The 20,270-nt window shown below is 66.3% G+C and carries 17 protein-coding genes; 14 read left to right on the top strand and 3 right to left on the bottom strand.

Translation table 11 applies throughout. The features are described from left to right. Window positions 1-109: 109 nt before the first annotated feature. The 3 genes from EYZ64_RS06485 (at window position 110) to EYZ64_RS06475 (ending at window position 2,121) form a co-directional block, all read left to right on the top strand. Window positions 110-556 (top strand): hypothetical protein, encoded by a 447-nt coding sequence (locus EYZ64_RS06485; RefSeq protein WP_135452732.1) that lies wholly within the window; start codon window positions 110-112, stop codon window positions 554-556. Between the two features lie 126 nt (window positions 557-682). Then, window positions 683-1,837 (top strand): inorganic phosphate transporter, encoded by a 1,155-nt coding sequence (locus EYZ64_RS06480; RefSeq protein WP_135452731.1) that lies wholly within the window; start codon window positions 683-685, stop codon window positions 1,835-1,837. Then, a complete protein-coding gene (locus tag EYZ64_RS06475) occupies window positions 1,834-2,121 on the top strand; it encodes a hypothetical protein (protein ID WP_135452730.1) in 288 nt (95 codons plus the stop codon). Before EYZ64_RS06480 ends, EYZ64_RS06475 begins: the two co-directional genes overlap by 4 nt. A 6-nt stretch (window positions 2,122-2,127) precedes the next feature. Here EYZ64_RS06475 and EYZ64_RS06470 read toward each other — a convergent pair whose 3' ends face one another. Continuing rightward, on the bottom strand, window positions 2,128-3,033 hold the full coding sequence (locus tag EYZ64_RS06470) for a cutinase family protein (RefSeq protein ID WP_353653666.1): 906 nt from the start codon (window positions 3,031-3,033) through the stop codon (window positions 2,128-2,130). Between the two features lie 189 nt (window positions 3,034-3,222). Between EYZ64_RS06470 and EYZ64_RS06465 the strand changes: the two genes are divergently transcribed. The 3 genes from EYZ64_RS06465 (at window position 3,223) to EYZ64_RS06455 (ending at window position 7,341) form a co-directional block, all read left to right on the top strand. Continuing rightward, the gene (locus EYZ64_RS06465) at window positions 3,223-4,710 is read left to right on the top strand and encodes a PE-PPE domain-containing protein (RefSeq protein WP_286174659.1); all 1,488 of its coding nucleotides are present in this window, start codon (window positions 3,223-3,225) and stop codon (window positions 4,708-4,710) included. Between the two features lie 41 nt (window positions 4,711-4,751). After that, window positions 4,752-5,465: a TetR/AcrR family transcriptional regulator gene (locus tag EYZ64_RS06460; RefSeq protein ID WP_135452728.1), complete on the top strand. Its 714-nt coding sequence runs from the start codon at window positions 4,752-4,754 to the stop codon at window positions 5,463-5,465. A 202-nt stretch (window positions 5,466-5,667) separates the two neighbouring features. Then, window positions 5,668-7,341 carry a PE-PPE domain-containing protein gene (locus EYZ64_RS06455; protein ID WP_286174658.1) on the top strand — a complete coding sequence of 558 codons (1,674 nt, stop codon included), beginning with the start codon at window positions 5,668-5,670 and terminating at the stop codon, window positions 7,339-7,341. Here the strand turns inward: EYZ64_RS06455 and EYZ64_RS06450 are convergent. Then, window positions 7,338-8,996, bottom strand: coding sequence for a DUF7937 domain-containing protein (locus tag EYZ64_RS06450; RefSeq protein ID WP_135452727.1), 1,659 nt, complete (start codon window positions 8,994-8,996; stop codon window positions 7,338-7,340). The two genes, EYZ64_RS06455 and EYZ64_RS06450, sit on opposite strands and share 4 nt — an antisense overlap. 183 nt (window positions 8,997-9,179) lie before the next feature. On the opposite strand from EYZ64_RS06450, the gene EYZ64_RS06445 reads away from it, so the two are divergent. Together EYZ64_RS06445 and EYZ64_RS06440 are read left to right on the top strand one after the other, a co-directional pair. Then, on the top strand, window positions 9,180-11,102 hold the full coding sequence (locus EYZ64_RS06445) for a DUF7159 family protein (RefSeq protein ID WP_167857732.1): 1,923 nt from the start codon (window positions 9,180-9,182) through the stop codon (window positions 11,100-11,102). Window positions 11,103-11,130: 28 nt separating this feature from the next. After that, window positions 11,131-11,355 (top strand): hypothetical protein, encoded by a 225-nt coding sequence (locus EYZ64_RS06440; RefSeq protein ID WP_135452726.1) that lies wholly within the window; start codon window positions 11,131-11,133, stop codon window positions 11,353-11,355. A 16-nt stretch (window positions 11,356-11,371) separates the two neighbouring features. Here the strand turns inward: EYZ64_RS06440 and EYZ64_RS06435 are convergent, their stop codons facing one another. Beyond that, a complete protein-coding gene (locus EYZ64_RS06435) occupies window positions 11,372-12,583 on the bottom strand; it encodes an RtcB family protein (RefSeq protein ID WP_135452725.1) in 1,212 nt (403 codons plus the stop codon). 668 nt (window positions 12,584-13,251) lie between these two features. Between EYZ64_RS06435 and EYZ64_RS06430 the strand changes: the two genes are divergently transcribed. From EYZ64_RS06430 to EYZ64_RS06405, 6 genes are all read left to right on the top strand, one after another. Next, complete coding sequence (locus EYZ64_RS06430; RefSeq protein ID WP_286174657.1) at window positions 13,252-14,061, top strand: IclR family transcriptional regulator; 810 nt, start codon at window positions 13,252-13,254, stop codon at window positions 14,059-14,061. A 66-nt stretch (window positions 14,062-14,127) separates the two neighbouring features. Next, a complete protein-coding gene (locus tag EYZ64_RS06425; RefSeq protein ID WP_135452724.1) occupies window positions 14,128-15,141 on the top strand; it encodes a zinc-dependent alcohol dehydrogenase in 1,014 nt (337 codons plus the stop codon). Continuing rightward, a complete protein-coding gene (locus tag EYZ64_RS06420) occupies window positions 15,138-15,863 on the top strand; it encodes an SDR family NAD(P)-dependent oxidoreductase (protein ID WP_135452723.1) in 726 nt (241 codons plus the stop codon). Before EYZ64_RS06425 ends, EYZ64_RS06420 begins: the two co-directional genes overlap by 4 nt. 197 nt (window positions 15,864-16,060) lie before the next feature. After that, entirely contained in the window at window positions 16,061-17,398 is a 1,338-nt protein-coding gene (gene hisD / locus EYZ64_RS06415) for a histidinol dehydrogenase (RefSeq protein ID WP_167857731.1), read from the top strand. Between the two features lie 143 nt (window positions 17,399-17,541). Beyond that, window positions 17,542-18,984, top strand: a complete 1,443-nt coding sequence (locus tag EYZ64_RS06410; protein ID WP_135452721.1) for a purine-cytosine permease family protein — start codon at window positions 17,542-17,544, stop codon at window positions 18,982-18,984. Beyond that, window positions 18,981-20,198 carry an alpha-hydroxy acid oxidase gene (locus tag EYZ64_RS06405; RefSeq protein WP_135452720.1) on the top strand — a complete coding sequence of 406 codons (1,218 nt, stop codon included), beginning with the start codon at window positions 18,981-18,983 and terminating at the stop codon, window positions 20,196-20,198. Before EYZ64_RS06410 ends, EYZ64_RS06405 begins: the two co-directional genes overlap by 4 nt. Window positions 20,199-20,270: the final 72 nt, after the last annotated feature.

Raw genomic sequence — 20,270 nt, 5'->3', positions numbered from 1 at the left:
GGTTACCGGTGTGACGCCGGTTACACGTGGGTGCGGCGATCTGCGCGCAAACTCCTCCGTCTGATATCGGCCCGCACCCACGCGGCCGCACACCATAAGCTCGCTGCATATGAGGTACCTCGCCGCCGCGTTGGCCACCATGTCCGTGCTCGCCGGGTGCGCAGTCGCGGGCAGGCCGACCGCGGCCCCGGTGGACGATGAATGGCGCCAAGCGGTAATGGACGCGGTCGCGGGACTGGGCACGCAACTGGGCCCGATCGGCGACGCGATGACGGCTCCCGTCACCGACTACCCGGCACTGCACCGCGCCTGCACCGATATGCGCGCCTACGTCGACTCGACACAGCCGAAAGTACTGCCCGGGCCCGACGTCCTGGTCAACGCCGCCCTCGGGGACGGCTTCGACGGCTTCCGCAGCATGGCCGACCAATGCGTGGCCTTGACCCCGGCAAACAGTGCCACCCGGTTGACGAAGTTGGGCACCACCATCGATGAGGCCCATCTCCGCATGAACGAGGGGCTCAAGCTGCTGGGCATCGAAATCCCGAAACGCTGACGGCCCACCAAACCGGCTACCACACGCGAGCCATTTTCGGAGCCACACCTCGGGGTCCCGAACGTGACAGAGACCTCAGCCAGTTAATTAGGCTTCCGTAGCGATTGTGTTCAAGAATTGTTTACCGTGTCGTTACAGTTCCTCCTGCTGTGCATTGTCGTTTTCACCGCTTTGATGTTCGACTTCACCAACGGGTTTCACGACACCGGCAATGCGATGGCGACGTCGATCGCCAGCGGAGCACTGAAACCACGTACGGCAGTAGCGCTGTCAGCGCTGCTGAACCTCGTCGGCGCGTTTCTGTCCACCGCTGTGGCCGCAACGATCGCCAAGGGTCTCGTCGACGCGAATCTCGTGACCTTGGAGCTGGTGTTCGCCGGGCTCGTCGGCAGCATCCTGTGGAACTTGCTCACCTGGCTGATGGGTATTCCGTCGAGCTCGTCGCACGCCCTCATCGGCGGCATCGTCGGCGCGATGATCGCCGCCGTCGGAGGCCATGGCGTGATCTGGCACGGCGTGGTCTCGACCGTCATCGTGCCCGCGGTGTTGTCACCACTGATCGCCGGTGTGGTGGCCTGCATCGCCAGTTGGCTGGTCTACCGGCTGATCCGGGGCCTTCCGAAGGACCGCACGATCGCCGCCTTTCGTTACGGACAGATCGGCTCGGCATCCCTGATCTCACTGGCGCATGGCACGAACGACGCGCAGAAGACAATGGGCATCATCTTCCTCGCCCTGATCTCCTACGGCGCCGTCGACGACTCCGCGACGATGCCGCCGTTCTGGGTGATCGCCGCCTGCGCCATCGCCATCGCCCTCGGCACGCTCTCGGGTGGCTGGCGGGTCATCCGCACCCTCGGCAAGGGACTGGTCGACACCGAGGCTCCCCAGGGCATGGCCGCCGAAGTCTCCTCGGCGGCAACCATCCTGCTGTCCAGTCACTTCGGCTATTCGCTGTCCACCACGCACGTCGCGACCGGGTCCATCCTCGGCAGCGGATTGGGCCGTCGCACCGAGGTGCGCTGGGGCGTCGCCCGCAACATGGCCACCGCGTGGCTGATCACCCTGCCGGCCGCGGGCCTGATCGGCGCACTGACCTACGTCCTCGTGCACGGGATCGGCGGCTTCGCCGGGCCGCTGGTCGGGTTCGTCGCCCTGATCGCCTCGACCGTGCCCATCTGGCTCAGGTCGCGTAAGCCCCCGATCGACCACAAGAACGTGAACGACGCGTGGCAGGGCAGCCTGACCGCGGTCGAGGACCGGAGCGGGAACATCGCATGAGTAACTGGATCAATCTCGTGGCCGTCGGCAAGATCCTGCTGTTCGGCCTGGCAGTGGGCGCATCCGTGCCGACCCTGTTCGCGATCGGTGTGCGCCTGCACATCGCGGGTGATGTCGCCGACGACGCCTCAGACGTCGGCCGTCGCCGTCTGCTGACGGGCCTCAGCTGGGTGATGTTCGCGTTGGTGCTGGTCGTGGTGGTCGCCGGCGTGCTGTTCATCGCCAACAATTTCATCGGCCATCACACCGGCGTCTACCTGTTCGGCGGTAACGCGCACCGCTAGGCCGGCTCAGGCCAGCGGCGCGACGGGCGCCGGTGCGGCCGGTGCCGGCGAGGGCGCGGTCGGCGAAGTCGCCGGCGGGCTTTGAGCAGGGGCCGGACCGGGAAGTGACTGCGGCGCCGGGCCCATGTGCTGGGCGGCCTGGGCGGGCTGGGCCGGCTGGACACGCGCAGGCTGCGCCGGGCCGGTGCCGCCCAATATCGCCGGCGCAGCGGGCTGGGTTGACTGCTGCGCCCAGTCGTCCTGAAGCTTGCTCGCCGCGAACGCGGCGCCCTGGTTCACCAGGCCGGCTTCCGCGTACTGCGTGTGGATGCCGAAGCTTCTGCCCTGCGGGTCGCACACCAGATCGTTGTCGACGCAGAGGTCGATGGACTTGGCCGTGTAGTTCGGCCCGACGACGACCGACGGGTTGTTGAGCACCTTCATGAATCGCGGCGACGGCTTGCCGAACAACGCGACGGCCGCCACGTGGTCCGCCACATCGGACGGCATCGGTGCGGGCACATCTGCCGGTGAAACCCCGTCCGGCACAACGCTTGCCGTCACGAACCCGATGACCGCCGCACCCTGGGAGAACCCGCCGAGCACCATCTTGGTGTCCGGGCAGTTGGCGGCGGTGGTCATGATGCGCGCCCGAGCATCAGCGATTCCTTGTACGGCAGTTGGGAAATCGGTGGTCGCCGGGTAATCGACGGGATAGACCCCCACCGATTTCGGAGCGACGTTGGCGCGCAGAGAATTGATGAACGCCTCCCCGGTGTCTCCTACGCCCGGCGCTTCCATCGTGCCGCGGGCGAAAACCACCTCTGCATCCGGACACGGTGTCGCATTGGCGGACGGAATCGCCACGTTGTTCATCACGGAAGCCGCCGCCGCCATGACGGCAACTAATCCGGCACTTCCGAATTTCCCCACCAATTCACTGTGACACAGCGCAGCATGGAGCGCGCCCCGAGAAGGCGGAGGCATAAAGGTCCCTCAAGAACCAACGAGAACTCTTAAGAAAGGAATTCATGAATGAAAGGTCGGGGGATATCGTCATGCCGTCCGCGCCGGCAGCGTTTTTCGCATCGGTGGGCTTCGATGTTGTTGGCCGGTGGCGTCGTGGTCGCGGTATCGGCAGGAATCACGGTCAGCACACCAACAGCCACTTACAGTGCTGAGATTCGGCTGGTGGGCACGACGATCGGCGTGGGGCCCTCTTTCGACGCATTCGGATTGACCGTCCCGATGTTGTTCTACGGAAGCACCATCCCGGAAGGCGACTCGTACCACACCCTCCCCTACCCCGCACAGATCAACCTCAACTACCCGATCATCTCGGATCTGCCGGTGCTGTCGGGTCTTCCGTACTGGCCGCAGTCCCTGAAACGATCCGAGGGGGTCGGCGCCGGCTACCTGCTGCAGGACATCGCCAACACGGCGGCCGGTGAGAAGATCACGATCATCGGCGTATCGCAGGGCAACCAGGTCGCCGAACTGGCGCGGGCAGCAATGGCCAAAAGCCTGAATTACGTTGCCAATGCCGAGAATTACGAGTTCGTCTTCATCGGAAACCCCTATCAACCAAACGGCGGCATTCTCACCAGATTGGCATCGTGGAGCACCCTTCCGGTACTGGGCGACATCTTCCCGCTCGGCCGTCCGGGGCCTTCCGACAGCCCCTTCAAGACCACGTACTACCAGAATCAATACGACGGCATCGCCGACTTCCCCGCCTATTTCAACGTGCTGTCGCTCGTAAATTCCTTTGCCGGCCAGGCGTTCGGGCATGCATTCCCCGGCTACGTCCTGGAGTATCCCGACGCCCCGAACGCGGTGAAGACACAGGTCGGCAACACCACCTACGTGATGCTGCCCCAGTATCTTCCGTTGCTGGCACCGCTTCGCATACCCGCATCCCTGGTCGGCGCGGAACGATTCGTCGACGCCCTGGACCCCGTGCTGCGGGTCTTCGTCGAGATGGGATACGACCGCACCGCAGATCCCAGTCACGCCCAGGAATTCAGCTGGGTCATGCCTCAGGAGAAGGTGCAGGAAGCACTGAACGAACTGCCGCGCGCGTTCAAGCAATCGATCGCCATCCTCGCCGGCGAAAAGTACACCCCCACGCTGCCCCAGCCGGTCGTCTCCGACACCGAACCCGAGACACCGGTGACCGAGCATCCGATTGTGCCGGTGGGCACCTCGCCGTTCGAGCAGGACGTACGCCGCGCGGTGGAGGACATGGCGGCAACGTTGTCGAACGCCACCCGGCCGTTTGCCAAAGTGCTTCAAGCCATCGGCGAGGCGACGAGGACACAGAAGACCATTGAGCCCACCGAGCCCACCGAGCCGACCGACGCCGTCAACGCGCCGACGTCACTGCGCGCCCCGAAGACGCACACGCAAGTGGGCTCGCCCCGCAGCGATTCGGTGCAGCGGTTGAGGGCGGCCCTGCAGGCGAAGGGCTCCGACCGGGATTCCGTTCGCTCGATTGTTCGCTCGTCGGTTGGCTCGGCTGTCGGCGCGGCCAAGGCCAAGAAGGCCGCGAAGTCTGCACCCGCTGAACGCCATCGCCCTTCGGATCGCAAGCGCAAGCGCGCGGGCTAACCGTCCGACCTCGGGATACCGACCGCACTACACTCCGGGCCATGGATAGACCGCCGGCGGCGCCCGGCGCAGGCACAACGCCGGGCCAGGCTGCAAAGCCCCGCGGGCAGCGCACGATCCGCGGACTCGACGCCGAGCAGCGTCGTGCGTATCGCCGTGAGCAGTTGTTGACGGCGGCCTTTGACCTGATTGCGCGCGACGGGTATGCCAACACCTCGATCGAGCAGATCTGCCAGACGGCGTATGTCGGCAACAAGGCGTTCTATGAAGTCTTCGACAGCAAAGAAGACTGCTACCTGGCCCTGCTCGCCCAGATAGCAGCACGGATCGAGAAGCAAGCGGTCGAGGCGCTCGCCGATGCGCCGGACGATCCCGACGAAACCGTCCACCGACTGTTGTCGGCCTTCGCCCACGCTCTCGTCGACGACCCCCGGGTGGCTGTGGTCGCCTTCGGGGAATGTGCCGGCATCTCGCCGCGCGTCGAGCGGCTGCGCCGCGAGAATCGCCGCTGGACTGCGGCGTTTCTCGAAAATCTGTGGCGGCAGCGCGAGTTTCCCTGCCTGCCCGATACGGGCGCGGTCGACTATCACGCCTTGGCGGTGTCGACCGTGGGCGGGCTGTTCGAAAGCGTGGCCGACTGGCTGCACCAGCGGGAGACCGACAGCGCTTCACCGCCGACCATCGACACGCTGATCGGCAATCTCGCGAGCTTTGTGGCGGTGGTTCGCGCCGGGATCGCGGCGTCCACCCGCTGAATCTGCAAACCCCGGTTTGCAACAAGAGCCCTTGTTTCAAAAAGCGACTCTTGTCATTCATCTCTACCCACTGGTAGCTTTCCGGCAGCATGCGAAGTGGCGCACGTCACATTCCGCTGTTGACGTGCTGGTCGCAGGCTCAGATGTTCCGGCCGTGCCATCTGGACGGCCGACTCACCACGATGAGGAAAGAAGGAACAGCATGCGGGGTTGGGGTCGGGGGGAGTCGTCGCGCGGTGCGCGCCGACAGCGCGGTTCACGCCGTTGGGGGTCGATGTTGCTGACCGGCGGCGTCGTCGTCGCGGTATCGGCGGGAGTCACGGTCAGCACCCCGACGGCCACATACAGCGCCGCCGTTCGACTGATCGGTACGACGATCGGCGTCGGGCCCTCCTTCGACGGATTCGGGTTGAGCATCCCGATGTTCTTCTACGGGAGCACGGTGCCCGAAGGCGACTCGTTCCACACAGTCCCCTACCCGGCGCAGATCAACCTCAGCTTCCCGATCATCTCCGATCTGCCTGGGCTGTCCGACATTCCGTACTGGCCGCAGTCGCTCAAACGATCCGAGGAGATCGGGGCGGGCTACCTCCAACAGGACATCGCCAACACCCCCGCAGACGACAAGGTCACGATCATCGGCATGTCGCAGGGTACCCAAGTCGCCGAGATCGTGCGCGCCAGCATGGCCAAAGACCCGAATTATGTTGCCAACGCCGACAATTACGAGTTCGTCTTCATCGGCGACCCGTACCAGCCCAACGGCGGCATCCTGACCCGCTTCACCTCGTGGAGCGATCTGCCCGTGCTCGGCGACATCTTCCCGTTCGGCCGGCCGGGGCCGTCCGACAGCCCCTTCAAGACGACCTATTACCAGAACCAGTACGACGGATTCGCTGATTTCCCGGCATATTTCAACGTGCTGTCCGTCGCGAACGCTGTTGCCGGGATCTTGTTCCAGCATGTCTTTCCCGGCTACGTGCTGGAGCACCCTGACGCACCCAACGCCGTCACCACACAGGTCGGCAACACCACCTACGTGATGCTGCCCCAGTTCCTGCCACTGCTGGCACCGCTGCGCATTCCCGCATCCTTGATCGGCGCGGAACGATTCGTCGACGCCATGGACCCGATCCTGCGGGTGTTCATCGAAATGGGCTACGACCGCACCGCAGATCCCAGTCAGGTCAAGGAGTTCAGCTGGGTCACGCCTCCAGAGAAGATCCACGAGGCACTCAACGAGCTGCCGGCGGCGTTCGCACAGTCACTGGCGATTCTGGGCGGCGAAAAGTACACCCCCACCCTGCCCCAGCCCGTTGTGTCGGGCACCGAACCCGAAACACCAGTGACCGACCATCCCATCGACCCGGTGGGCAACTCGCCGTTCGAGCAAGGCGTGCGCCACGCGGTCGAGGACGTCGCGGCAGCGCTGTCCGACGCCACCCGGCCACTGGCCAAGGTGCTGCAGGCGATCGGCAGCGCGACAGCGCCGCACAAGACGGTTGTCCCGGCCAATAGCCCCGTTCCGGCAGAAATCAAGGCGGACAGCACTGTTGCCGCCACGGTCGAGACCGGCAACGAGACGAAGTCAACATCGATCGGTCGTCCGACGCTGACACGATCGGACTCCCCGCGCACCGACTCGGCGCCGCGGTTGAAGGTGGTCCGCGACACGGACGATTCGCAGGCGCGCGACGGGAAGGCTTCGCCCGCCGGCGAGTCAGCCCATGAGTCCGCGCCGAGCGCCGGGTCGGACAGTGACAAGCCAGACCGGACGTCCGTTCGCGCCGCGAAGCGTGCGGCCAAGCAGGCCGCGAAGTCGGCGGACACTCAGAACAACCGGCCCTCGAAGCACGAGAGCGCGAAGGCCGGCTAACGCTCTGACGGCGGGCGCTGCGGACGACGCTGAATCCGCAGCGCCCGCGTCGGAACCTGAAGATCGGCGGTCGGCGGGGCGGCCAGCACCGTCGTCGAATCCTCTTTCAGGCGAACGATTCTCGGGACGGACGCCGCCCGGGGTTGCCGAACGATGGTCGGCGGTGCGAACTCTTCGACGGCAGGCTTCGACGGCACGGCCTCCGTCGGTGGCTCGGGCACCCGCTTGGCGGAACGGGTTTCGCGTCGCACCAGGTAGCCGGCGAACGGCCCGGTGAACACCATCACCGCCAGCACGAGCAGGCTCAGCACACACACGGTGACATCGAAGGTGCTGGTGATCTGCTGAGCCAGGTTGTTGCCGTAGATCGCCGCGGGCGCCGGACCGGCGTAACGCGGCGCCAGAGCCACCCCAATGGCCACGTTCGCCACGGTGAAGACGAATAGCACCGCGCTGAAGGCGGCGGCCACGGTCGTCGAGGTCAGCCCCTGGTCGAGCTGGCGATGCAGCCACCGTGCGACCAGTGCGGTGACCAGGTTGAACACCGTCATCGCGACGGTGTCGTACGGCGCCCGAGGGAGGTCGAGTGACAGGGCGATCAAGAAGTCGACGATCCGCAGCGCCGCCGCCGCGAACGCCCAGAAGGCGATGAGCGTCAGGCACTTCTGCGCGGCACCGCGGTAGGCCCCGATGGTCGGCGGCTTGATCAGGAAGACGGCGTACAGCGTCGTCGGCGCCACGATCGCGGCCGCGGCGGCCCAGGCGAGGTAGCCCTCGTAGCCCACGGCCGCCGTCGAGGTGTTCTGGGCGATGCCGTGGAAGGCGTCGATATCGCGGCCGATGCCGGCAAGCCACACCAGCGTGGCGGCGATCGCGCCCGAGACACCGACGGCCGTCGTGGCCAGCCGTGCCGCCCCGGTCCGCTCGGTCAGCCAGCGTGAAGCGATGACCAGCGCGATCATCGCCTCCGCGCCGTACAGCAGGGTGGTGACGATGACGGCGATGTCGTGACCGCCGAACTCGACCTGGGTGACGAACAGGTACCGCAGCCGCCAGTAGAGGTTGAACGCCACCGACAGCGTCGCGAGCGCGATCGAGAGGAAACCGATCACCCGGGCGATGGCGTACCAGCGGCGAAACTTGTTGTCCTCGATCGTGATCGAGGTGATGGGCGGCTGCGCGGCCAGCAGTGCACCGGCGAGGCCGAGCAGCATGCCCGGCCCCACCCCCGGCGGCACGGCCCCGGTTCCGCCGCTGCTCACCGTCTGCGCCAGGTGGTAGCCGACAAAACAGATGACCACCACGAGGTAGGCGACGCTGAGCACGAGCCGGATGCGGCTGGTTCGACGGACGTCGGATTTGGGGCCGGCCAGGCGGAACGGACCGAGGTGCGGGGCGAGCGCGGCACCGATGGCCAGCAGCGTCACGACGGCCAGCACGCCGAACGTCGACCCGGCACTGCCGGGCACCCCGAGACCGAATTCAAGGTTCCACGGGAGCAGCATCGCGACGACGAGCAGCGCCACGGCGAGGCCGTCACGCACCCGGTTGGTCCGGCTGGGTACGTAGCCGACCCGCGGGGGCCGCTCCACGACCCGAGCGGCCGTCGTCGCCACCTGGATGGTGGCGGACGCGTCGTAACGTTCGTCGCTCACGTACCGATTCCTCTCTATGAGTGACAACGCAACGGGACTCAACCAGCGTGCTCACTTTTGCCCCGACGCACAAGCAGCGCAGGCAGCCGCACCGTTTGACCACCAAGGGGTGTCGCAGCTGTGCGGTAGCTTGGATTTGTCCGTCGGGGCTCGAACAACATGCACGAAGCAAGGAGTGGAACCGTGGACGTAGTCCTCGGGGTGGCGGTCACCGGGCGTGTGGCGCGCTTGGCCATGATCGGTTCGCCCGCGAGTGGCGGCCAGGTTCTGGACCAGTACGCGCTCGATCTGCCCGACGACCTGGTTGCCGAGATGTCGGAGTTGGCCGAGACCATCATCGGCACCTATCGCGCGGTGACCGAGTCCGGTAATCAGGTCGCCGCGACCCGGCTGTGCGTGCCCGACGACTCGGCCGCCGATACGTTGCGCCGGACGGTGCTCGACGCCGGGGTGCCCAACGTCGAAGTGGTGACCGAAGCCGAGGCCGCCGCAGCCCTGGCGCGCAGCGTAGGTGCCGACGCCGCACTGCTGCTCGCCGATGACGACACCGTGTCGCTGACGACGGTCGGCCAGAGCAGCGAGACGCCCGCGTCGACATTGACGACATTGGCCACCATGCCGATCGGCACTGCCGGGCCGGCCGCCGCGTGTGCAGCCGTGCTGCACCGGGTACCCGCTGGCGAAGCCCCGGGGCGCGTGCTGTTGGTCGGACAGCGCCTCGATCTTGATTCCGTTGCGGCAGAGCTTCGTTCGACCGCACCGGTGGAGGTGGCACCGGACGCGGGCTACGCGATCGCCCGGGGTGCGGCCCAACTGGTCGGCGATGTCGCACCGGCCGGCGCGGCCACCCAGATGGCACCTGCCCTCGAGGCGACGCAGATGGCACCTGTATCGGAGGCCACCCAAATGGCTCCCGCCGCAGCCGATGCCACGCAGATGGCGCCAGCTGCCGCTGATGCCACGCAAATGGCTCCTGCCGCCGCCGATGCCACCCAGATCGCACCCGCCCGTGGGGACGCCGCCGCCGTCGGGCCGGACCTGGCCTACTCACAGGCGGCCGATGACGAGCCCTGGGCCGACGAGATGCCCATGGACGCGGTCAACGAGTTCGTCCCCGAGCAGGAAGACGACCCGGATTACACGACCGTCATCGCGCCGCCACCGCCGCGGATGCTGCTGATGGGCAGCGCCTTGGCATTCGTGGTGGTCAGCTTCGCCACATTGGCCGTCACCGTCGCGATCAATGTCCGGCCGACAGCCGATGTGCGGGCCCAGCCCGCGCCCACCCAGCAGGCGAACACCGTTCCAGGTAACTACCTTCCGCCGGTGCCGCACGAGCCGGATCCCGTTGCACTGCCCGTGTCGGTGCTCACCCCGCCACCGGCCGCTCCGGCTGCGCCCAAGGTGCGCTCTGACACCGGCAACCAGCCGGTCAACCAGGCTCCTGCGGTGGTGCCGCCGGCCGCACCGCCGGCCGTGCCGGCTCCCCCTCCGGTCGAGATTGCACCGGGACCAGTTCCAGTACCTGTGCCCATTCCTGTGCCCATTCCGGTCCCGCTTCCACCGGTTGTGTGGCCGACTGTGCCGACGTGGGTGCCGACGACACCTCCGACGACCCCGCCGACCACGACCACCGCACCACCCACCACCACTACGGCACCGCCGACGACAACGACAGCCCCGCCGACCACGACCACTGCGCCACCCACGACGACAACGGCAACGCCGACGACGACCACCGCGCCGCCGACCACTACCGCGCCACCCACGACGACGGCACCGCCCACCACCACGGTGGCGCCGCCGACCACCACCGTGCCGCCGACACACACGTCCACGGAAGCGTCGGAGCCGACGATCGAGGCTCCGGCCCACACCGCGCCGGCGTACACCCCCCCGGTCGAACAGCCCGTGACTCAGGCTCCGGTGACTCAGGCTCCGGTCACGACGGTGGCGCCACAGTCCCCGTTTGGTGGTGACTCCCCGTTTGGTGGGTCTTCGTCCGGCGGCGGACTCTTCGGTCGCGGAAGTGGCTCAGACAGCGGCAGCCGCAGCGGCTCCGGCTCCGGAGGCTCGCCGGTGACGACGATGCCCCTCAGTCCGTAGCTCCCACTTCCTCGAAAGGAACGCCCTAGTGGCCAAGAAGCGCTGGAATGACCTGTCCCCCAATGCCAAGAAGGCCGTCATCGCCGTGGCCGCAGTCGACGCCGGGCTGCGGGCCTGGGCGCTGCGTGACCTCGCGGGCCGCCAGGCGAACCAGATCAAGGGACCAAAGTGGTTGTGGGGCAGCGCACTCGGACTGCTGAGCACCTCGGGTGTGCTGCCCGTGGCCTATCTGGTTGCCGGGCGTAGGCCCTGACCTGGCAGCTCAGGACCTACGTGCCCTTCACGTTGAGCACCTGACGCAGCTCATGCTCAACTTCGATGAGGCCGGCGGCGTCCGCCATGACGACGTCGATGTCCTTGTACGCGTCGGGGATCTCGTCGACCCACTCCGCGCCATGGCGGTACTCGATACCCTGCATCCGCTGTGCGAGGTCGTCGGCAGTGAACCGGCGACGCGCCTCGTTACGGGAGAACCGGCGCCCGGCACCGTGCGGCGCTGAGCACAGGCCGGCGGGGTTGCCCTTGCCGCGCACCACATACGAACGCGTCCCCATGCTGCCGGGAATCAGCCCCATGACGCCTGCGTGGGCGTCGATCGCACCCTTACGCGTCAGCCACACATCGCGGCCACCGTGGTGTTCCTTGCGGGTGTAGTTGTGGTGAGTGTTGATCCGCTCGACCTCGAAGTCGCCCGCCGTACGTGGCTGGTCCAACTGGGCATAACCCATCCACGCGGCGAACACCCACATGTAACGATCCATCATCTCGGCGCGGTTCTCGAAGGCGAATCGCTGCGCCCAGTTGAGTTCCCGCAGATAGTCGGTGAACTCCGGTGTGCCCTGAGGCAGGTAGGCGAGGTCCGGGTTGGGCAGGTCGATCCACCACCGCTTCATGAGCTTCTGCGCAACCTTGATGTGCTTCTGGGCGATCTTGTTTCCCACACCACGAGAACCGGAATGCAGGAACAGCCACACCCGATCGTCCTGATCCAGGCACAGTTCGATGAAGTGGTTGCCGCCGCCGAGGGAACCGAGTTGCTCGCGCCACTTGGGTGAGTGGGAGAGGTCGATTCCGCCGTCTCCTGCCAAGTGTTCGAGGTCGGCGATGCGGCCCTCCGTGAACGGGAACCGGGCGAGCGTGTCGTTGTAGTTGCCAGGCGACAGCGGAATCGTCGTCTCGATCGCGGTACGCAGGGCAGCCAGGTCACGGCCCTGAATATCGGCGGCGGTGAATTCCGTGCGGGCAGCGATCATGCCGCAGCCGATGTCGACGCCGACCGCGGCCGGGATCACGGCGTCAATGGTCGGGATCACCGTGCCGACGGCTGACCCCTTGCCGCTGTGAGCATCCGGCATCAGCGCGACATGGGGATGCACGAACGGCATCGAGGCGGTCTGCTTCGCCTGCTCGATGGTGTTGTCGTCGATGTGGCTGGCGAAGTTCACCAGCTTGTGGTCGGCGACGTGGTGGTGCGCGGTCATGACGTCGATTCTCCCGACGGTGTCGAGTCGATTATCAGCCACGGCTGCGCGGCCGCTGAAACCAATCAGGCCCCCGGGGCAGCATTTCACCGCCACGCCTGAGCGACGGCAACCCCGGTACGAGCGGCCCCTGGGACAGAGACTGTCAGGTCACCACGACCTTGAGAGTGGTTTGTCTCCTCGTGCGCGTGCGGCAACGGCGGTCGCAGAGTTGACGAATGCGGCGACCGCAGTGGAGCGGGACTGCTGCGACCAGGCGACAACCAATCTGGCCGGCGCAAGATCGGTGATCGGTCGGTAGTCACAAAGTGCCAGATCCGTTAGTTGTTCCCAGCCGTCATCGACTCGTCGATTGCGTTTTGCTGATCGACGATGCCAGCGCAGCCGCTACGACACCTAAGCCGCTGAACCGCATCCTGATTGGGCTCATCTTCACCGCCTCCTTGCGGCTTCGTCGAACCACGAATCGGTTCGAGCGAGGTCAACGTAGGGCGAGGGGCTAGCTAAGCGCTCTCTTGGCCTTATGGGTGAGCTGTGAATCGCGCTCAGGACTCTAGAACTTGGTGGGCTCATTCACCGGGAACGGGCCAGAGCCCAGGTCGGCTAACCTATTACCACAGATTGTTGTCTTGTATCCGAGACGACTAGGGGCGAGAGGGGGACGGGCTGTGGCCACGGCAAGTCGCGTGAAGTCAGCTGAGCGCGTCATGGACGTGCTGGACTTGCTTGCGCGACGAGGAGTTCCGATGGCGACCATGGAGATCGCGGAGACGCTGTCCCTGCCGAAAAGCACCACCCACCATCTGCTCAACGTCATGCGGGAACGCCGCTTCGTCTCGTACTGGCCCGATCAACGAGCCTGGACTCTGGGCGTGTCGGCCTTCGAGGTTGGCGCGTCCTATATGCGGTCAGGACCACTACATCGCGCCGGCCAGCGCTACATGCTCGCCTTGACCAATGCTGTCAACGAAACATCACACCTCGCCGTACTGCAGGGCACCGACGTCATCTACCTGGACAAGCGCGAGCCCCTGACACCCGGCGTTCGACTGGTGACCGAGGTCGGTTCGCGGCTACCGGCACATTTGACCGCGGTGGGCCGGGCCATCCTCAGCCGTCTGGATGTCGAGCAGCTCTCGACGCTGTATGACGGCTACGCCTGGCAGTCGCGCACAGGCGAGGGGCCAACCTCGTTGTCGGCGCTGCGCGAGGTGCTCCACGAGGTGCGCGCCCACGGCTACGCCCACGAACAGGGCACCACCACCTCAGGTATTGACTGCATCGCCAGCCCCGTGCTCACTCGCGACGGCCGCGCTGTCGCGGCACTCGGCGTGGCGTACATGTCGGCCACCAAGACAGCCGAACAGGCTGCCGAGATCACCAAGACGGTGGTCGCTACCGCAGCAGACTTCTCGGAAAGCTTCGGCGCGCGGGTGAATGAGGCGCCGGGCGATGGAGGCGCCTCCGGCCTCGCCTGACCATCGCCGGGCACGCTATTCCACTTTGCCATTCCACTTTGCCCCCGAGTCTGGTAATCAAGACTCATGTCTTGGATCACAGATCCCGGTGGCGGGCCGGCGCAAACCACAGCCTTGCTATTGGGCGAGAACTTGTCCCTGAGCGTCGGCACGCGCGAGCTGACCGACCTGGCCGACGGTGACGTCCTCGTTGACGTCGACTATGCCGGGATCTGCGGATCGGACCTGCACGTGCTGCAGACGGGTGACTGGGTGGCCTACTGGCCGGCCACGTTGGGGCACGAAGTGGCCGGGCGGGTGCGCCAGTCGCGGCATGCGAGCTTCGCCGCGGGCGAAGCGGTGGTGGCCGATTCACGGATACCGTGTCGTGTCGTCGATGGCCGCCAGCAATCCGACCGCTTGGCCGAGGATCTCCAATGGCTCGGCGAAGCCCGACCTGGCGGCTACGCCGGGGCCATGGTGATCCCCGGCGACAGCCTCTATCGCGTGCCGCCCGGTCTGAGCACGGCCGATGCCGTGCTGGCCGAGCCGCTGGCCGTCGTCATGTGCGCCATCGACCAGATTCCCGTCGACCACCCCGAGACCGTGGGCATTCTCGGTTACGGTCCGATCGGGGCGCTGGCCCACGCCGAGGTCGCACGCCGGTGGCCGCACGCCGCCGTCACCGTGGTCGAGCCGAACGCCCTACGCGCCGAGCTGGCGCACACCCAGGGTGCTCGCGTCGGAGTACTGACCGGGACGGACCGGTACTCCGTGGTGATCGATGCCGCAGGTTATGACGGCTCTTTGGAGACCGCCATCGCCGCCACCGCGTTCGGCGGCTCCATTCTGCTCATCGCGCTGGGCCACGCATCGGCCACCGTGTTGCCGGCCACAATCGTCGAGCACAGCCTGCACGTCGTGGGCAGCGTCGGATTCGACGACCACCACGTCGACGAGGCGCTCGCCGCCCTCGCCGAGAAGCCCGAGCGGTACAACGCCATCGTCACCCACACCGTCGACCTCGCCGAGATCCCGTCCTTCATGACCGACGGTGGCATGCGAGAAGCCATCAAAGTCCTGATTCGGTGCACCGCATGACCACTCCACGGCGCTACCTGATCACCGGCGGCACCAGCGGCATCGGCGACATGTGCGCCCAGTACCTCAGCGCCGAAGGCCACCAGGTGTGGGTGACCGGTACCAGCGAACAGTCCGTCGCCGCCGCCCTCGGACGTGGCGCTGCCGGCGGCAGCATCTGCGATGCCGCGGATGCCGCGGCCGTCCATCAGACGTTTGACGACGCCGCGACAGCGTTCGGAGGGCTCGACGGAGTTTTCCTGAATGCCGGGATCGACGGGGAGGGTAAACCCGCCGAGCAGCTTGATCCTGCGACCTTTCGCCGGGTACTCGACGTCAACGTGCTCGGCATCCTGCACGGAGCCCAGGCCGCGCACCGCGTCCTGACCCGGCCGGGGGCCATCGTCGTCAACGCCTCGGTCAACGCGATGCGACCCGAAGCGCACTTCGCCGACTACAACGCCAGCAAGGCCGCCGCGGCCGCGCTGGCGAGCACCTTGGCCCAGGAGTGGAGTACCGACGGCCTGTGCGTCACGTGCGTGTGCCCGGGTTATTTCCGCACCAACATGACCGCCCAGTACCTCGACGATCCACAGGTCCGGGCTGAGCTGCTGGCCCGCATACCGGCGGGCAGATTCGGCGAAGCCGCCGACATCGGCGCCACCGTGGCCTTCCTGCTCGCCAACCAGGCCCCGTTCCTCAGCGGTGCGACTATTCCGATCGCCGGGGCCAGCAACATCTAGACGACGCTGTTGCCCGCCAGGCCCGCGCATCCGGCGCGCGCCTGGCGGTTCGCGTCCCGCCGCATTCCAACCCCTTCAGAATGTTCCCCGATCCGTCGTCGAGTCTTGCATTACAGATCAATGTCTCGTATACAAGACGTGCGGCGAGTGTGACGCTTGCCTCACCTACAGTCACCGAACCAATGGGAGTCATGCACATGTCAACCGACCGCCCCATCCTCGAGCGCGGCCTCTGGCAGGAGATGTCGACCGCAGACCGGGCCGATCTCATCGACCGCGGCAGCGCCAAGATCTTCGACCCCAACCTGCGCGAAGGCGTGTTGGAAATCATCGAAGACGTCCGCCAGAACGGTGACGCCGGCCTGATCCGCGCCCTGGAAAAATGGGACAAGATCTCCATCACCCCGGATCGCATCCGGGTTTCGCCCGAAGAATTCGCCGCGGCACGGGAGAAGATCAGCCCCGAACTGCTCACCGCGATCCGGGACCTCCTGGCACACCTGAAGTCGTTCAACGAACAGCTCACCGCTCACGGCGACTGGAGCTTCGAAAGCGAGCCGGGTCTGATGGTCGGCGAGAAGGTGACCCCGATCGCCAGCGCCGGGTTGTTCGTGCCCAGCGGCAAGGGCTCCTACCCGTCGGTGATGGCTCAGCTGGGCGCCCCAGCGGTGGTGGCAGGTGTGCAGAAGATCGCCGTGGTCGTGCCGCCCATCCCCGGCGGGGACGGAGAGGTCGACCCGGCCGTTCTGGTCGTGGCCGACGAATTGGGCATCCACGACGTGTTCCGCGCCAACGGTCCGGCCGGTATCGCCGCATTGGCGTTCGGCACCGAGAGCGTGCCGCAGGTCCACAAGGTCTGCGGACCTGGCAGCCCGCCGGTCACCTGCGCCCAGGTCGAGGTGCAGCGCTACGGCACCGTCAGCGTGATGCTGCTGGGTCCCAGCGAGTCACTGATCCTGGCCGACGACTCCGCTGACCCGTACCTGCTGGCCGCCGACCTGCTCAACGAGGCCGAGCACGGCGCCGATTCCACGAGCGTGTTCGTCACCGACAGCCAGGCCCTCATCGACGCGGTCCAGGTCGAGGTCGCCAAGCAGCTGCTCGATCTGCCCGACAACCGCGCCGAGTACGCCCGTCAGGCACTGGGCAAGAACGGCGGCGCCGTCCTGACCACATCAGTCGAGGAATCCGCCGAAGTCGCCAACGCGTTCGCCCCCGAGCACATGCAGATCGCCGTCCGCGACGAAGACCACGCCCTGGACCTGCTGGTGGATGCCGGAGAAATCCTTATCGGTCAACACACCACGGTGTCGATGGCCAACTTCATCATCGGCTGCCCCGCCGCGCTGCCCACCAGCGGCTACGCCAAGGTCAGCAGCGGCGTCACCGCCGACGCCTTCCGCAAGCGCACCGCTGTGGCAAAGTCCACGCCCGAGGCGCTCAAACGGATGTCGGACACGGTGATCGCCTTCACCCGCCACGAGGGCTTCCCCGCCCACGAGTTCGCCGTCACCCGCCGACTGAACCGGCACTGACAGGCCGACCTCCGTGAGCCCGGCCCGGTCCTCCCCGCGGCTCACGGAGGTCACCTCTCCCACAACTCAAATTGTGCTATCCCACTTGCCTTTTCACACCACTTCCCCGATAGCCCGCGGGCGCACCGAAGGGACCACACACCATGTCCATCCTCAACCCCGAGCAGCGCTCGATCGAGTACGTGCCTCATCACGAGCGACACGGACGGGTCCGCAGCCTGTTCACCCTTTGGTTTGGCGCCAACCTGCAAGTCACCGCGATCGCCGCCGGCGCCATCTCCGTCGCCATCGGCCTGTCGCTACCGTGGGCGCTGCTGGCTAGCCTGGTCGGCAACCTCATCGGCGCGGTCTTCATGGCCCTGCATTCCGCGCAAGGCCCCATCCTCGGCATTCCGCAGATGATCCAGTCGCGCGCCCAGTTCGGCTTCTACGGTGCCGTGCTGCCGCTCATTCTGGTGCTCCTGATGTACATCGGCTACTTCGCCACCACCGCCGTGCAGGGCGGAGCCGCCTTCTCCAGCCTGACCGGCGTCAATATCGACGCCTCGATCATCGTCGTCGTGGTCGTCACCGCCACGCTGGCCATCGTCGGGTACCGCCTTATTCACGCCGCCGAGAAATGGCTCTCGGTGATCAGCGGCCTGGCCTTCCTCTATCTGAGCTACCGGCTGGTGACGGCCAACGACCTCGCCGCGGTATGGACGATGAACGACTTCTCCTGGGCGCTGTTCCTGGCCGCCGCCGCGATCGCGGCCACCTGGCAGCTGACGTACGCACCCTACGTTGCCGACTATTCGCGCTACCTGCCCGCCGACACCTCGGTACGCGCCGCATTCTGGTACACCTACGCCGGCGCGGTGCTGTCGACGACGTTCATGTTCGCCTTCGGCGCCACCGCGACCGCCGTCGCCGCCGATGCATTCGATGGCGGATCGGTGGACTTCATCGTCGCCCAGGCTGCCGGGTGGCACGCGTTGTTCTTCCTGATCATCATCGCCGGCGTCATCGGAGTGAACTCCCTGAACGTCTACGGCATGTTCATGTCGACCAGCACGGTGCTCAACTCGGTGTTCAAGATGAAGGTTTCCCCGTCGATGCGCGTGGGGCTGATCGTGGCCGTGGCCGCGGTGGCCACGACGATCGGCATCCTCGGCAAGGACAACTTCCTGATCAACTTCAGCAACTTCATCCTGCTGCTGGCTTACTTCCTGATCCCGTGGACCTCGATCAACTTGGCCGACTTCTACGTCATACGCAAGGAGCGCTACAGCATCGACGACATGTTCAAGCCGCACGGGCACTACGGCGGTGTGGACTGGCGCGCGATGACCGCCTACCTTGTCGGCATCATTGTCGAGATCCCGTTCATCGCCAGCCCCTTCTACACCGGCCCGATCGCCACTGCGCTTGGCGGCGCCGACATCTCCTGGATCCTCGGCATCTTCATTGCCGGCGGCCTCTACATCTTCCTCATGAAGAAATTCCCGACACGCGCCAACTACCCCGAACCCACCTACGCCATCCCGTCCACGCCTAGCCCGCAGGCCGACGCGATGGCCGACGAACAGGAAGCCACACCGGCATGAAGGCCCGCGAGGTACGCGCCCTCATTCAGGTCAAGCCGCCACAAATCGATCGCCGCACCGCCCGGCTGGACGCCTGCAGGACCATCGAGGATCTGCACCGGCTTTCGCGCCGACGACTGCCACGCCCCGTTGCCGACTACGTCGACGGGGGCGCCGACGAAGAACTGAGTCTGGCCAACAACGTCGCGGCCTTCCGGCGCTGGCAGTTCACCCCCAGCGTGCTGATCGACGTCGCCAACGTCGATACATCGACCACACTGCTCGGCCAACACAGCACAATGCCGCTGGGTCTGGCACCCACCGGCTACACACGGATGATCTCGGCTCTGGGCGAGCCCGCGGTCGCCGGCGCCGCCGGCCGCGCCGGGATCCCCTATGTGCTGTCCACGATGGCCTCGACCTCCCTGGAGGACTTGGCCGCTCATCGCGGAGCCGGCGACACCGACCGATGGTTTCAGCTGTACATCTGGAAGGACCGCGACCTCACCGCGCAACTGGTGACGCGCGCAGCCTCCGCCGGTTACCGGGTACTGGAGATCGCCGTCGACACCGCCGTCTCGGGCTACCGGGTCCGCGACGTGCGCAACGGCCTGACAATCCCCCCGCAGATGACCCTCAAGGGTCTCGTCGACATCGGCCTGCGCCCGGGGTACTGGACGAAGATGCTGGCCAGCCCGGCACTGGAGTTCGCCAACGTCACCAGTGGCACCGGCGGCGAGGGCTACACCATCGAGAACATCACCAAGCAGTTCGACCCATCGGTGTCGTGGCAAGACCTGGCTCGCATCCGCGATCTGTGGCCCGGACCCGTGGTGCTTAAAGGTCCGCTCGGCCCGGAGGACGCCATCCGCGCCCACGATCTGGGCATCGACGGAGTGCACCTGTCCAACCACGGCGGTCGCCAACTCGACCGTACGGTCGCGCCAATCGATCTCGTTGCACCCGTACGCGACGCTGCCGGCTCAGACTTCGCCATCTTCGTCGACTCCGGGGTGCGCCACGGCGCCGACATCGCCACCGCCCTGGCCCTGGGCGCCGATGCGGCGTTCATCGGCCGCCCCTACTTGTGGGGTCTGGTCGCCGGCGGCGGAGCCGGTGTCGACAAGGCGATCGGGCTGTTGTCGGATCAATTCAGCCGGACTCTGGCACTTCTCGGCGTCACCAGCGTTGACGAGCTGCGCAAACGCGGCCGCTCGCTGCTGCAACAGCACTGACCAATTTTTGGCTTCTTACACAGCGGCCTAGCTCCCACCAGTATCAAACAAACGAGACTTACGTCTGCAATA

Origin of the sequence: Mycobacterium sp. DL99, assembly GCF_004762045.1 — a bacterium.
GTDB lineage: Bacteria > Actinomycetota > Actinomycetes > Mycobacteriales > Mycobacteriaceae > Mycobacterium.
The sequence above is the reverse complement of the archived record's forward strand: the minus strand, read 5'-3'. Positions and strand labels throughout refer to the sequence as shown.

What these genes read in the sequence shown, in the direction of transcription:
- EYZ64_RS06485 (WP_135452732.1), top strand. Translation starts at nt 110, where the DNA reads ATGAGGTACCTCGCCGCCGCGTTGGCCACCATGTCCGTGCTCGCCGGG.
- EYZ64_RS06475 (WP_135452730.1), top strand. Translation starts at nt 1,834, where the DNA reads ATGAGTAACTGGATCAATCTCGTGGCCGTCGGCAAGATCCTGCTGTTC.
- EYZ64_RS06460 (WP_135452728.1), top strand. Translation starts at nt 4,752, where the DNA reads ATGGATAGACCGCCGGCGGCGCCCGGCGCAGGCACAACGCCGGGCCAG.
- EYZ64_RS06455 (WP_286174658.1), top strand. Translation starts at nt 5,668, where the DNA reads ATGCGGGGTTGGGGTCGGGGGGAGTCGTCGCGCGGTGCGCGCCGACAG.
- EYZ64_RS06435 (WP_135452725.1), bottom strand. Translation starts at nt 12,583, where the DNA reads ATGACCGCGCACCACCACGTCGCCGACCACAAGCTGGTGAACTTCGCC.
- EYZ64_RS06425 (WP_135452724.1), top strand. Translation starts at nt 14,128, where the DNA reads ATGTCTTGGATCACAGATCCCGGTGGCGGGCCGGCGCAAACCACAGCC.
- EYZ64_RS06420 (WP_135452723.1), top strand. Translation starts at nt 15,138, where the DNA reads ATGACCACTCCACGGCGCTACCTGATCACCGGCGGCACCAGCGGCATC.
- hisD (WP_167857731.1), top strand. Translation starts at nt 16,061, where the DNA reads ATGTCAACCGACCGCCCCATCCTCGAGCGCGGCCTCTGGCAGGAGATG.
- EYZ64_RS06410 (WP_135452721.1), top strand. Translation starts at nt 17,542, where the DNA reads ATGTCCATCCTCAACCCCGAGCAGCGCTCGATCGAGTACGTGCCTCAT.
- EYZ64_RS06405 (WP_135452720.1), top strand. Translation starts at nt 18,981, where the DNA reads ATGAAGGCCCGCGAGGTACGCGCCCTCATTCAGGTCAAGCCGCCACAA.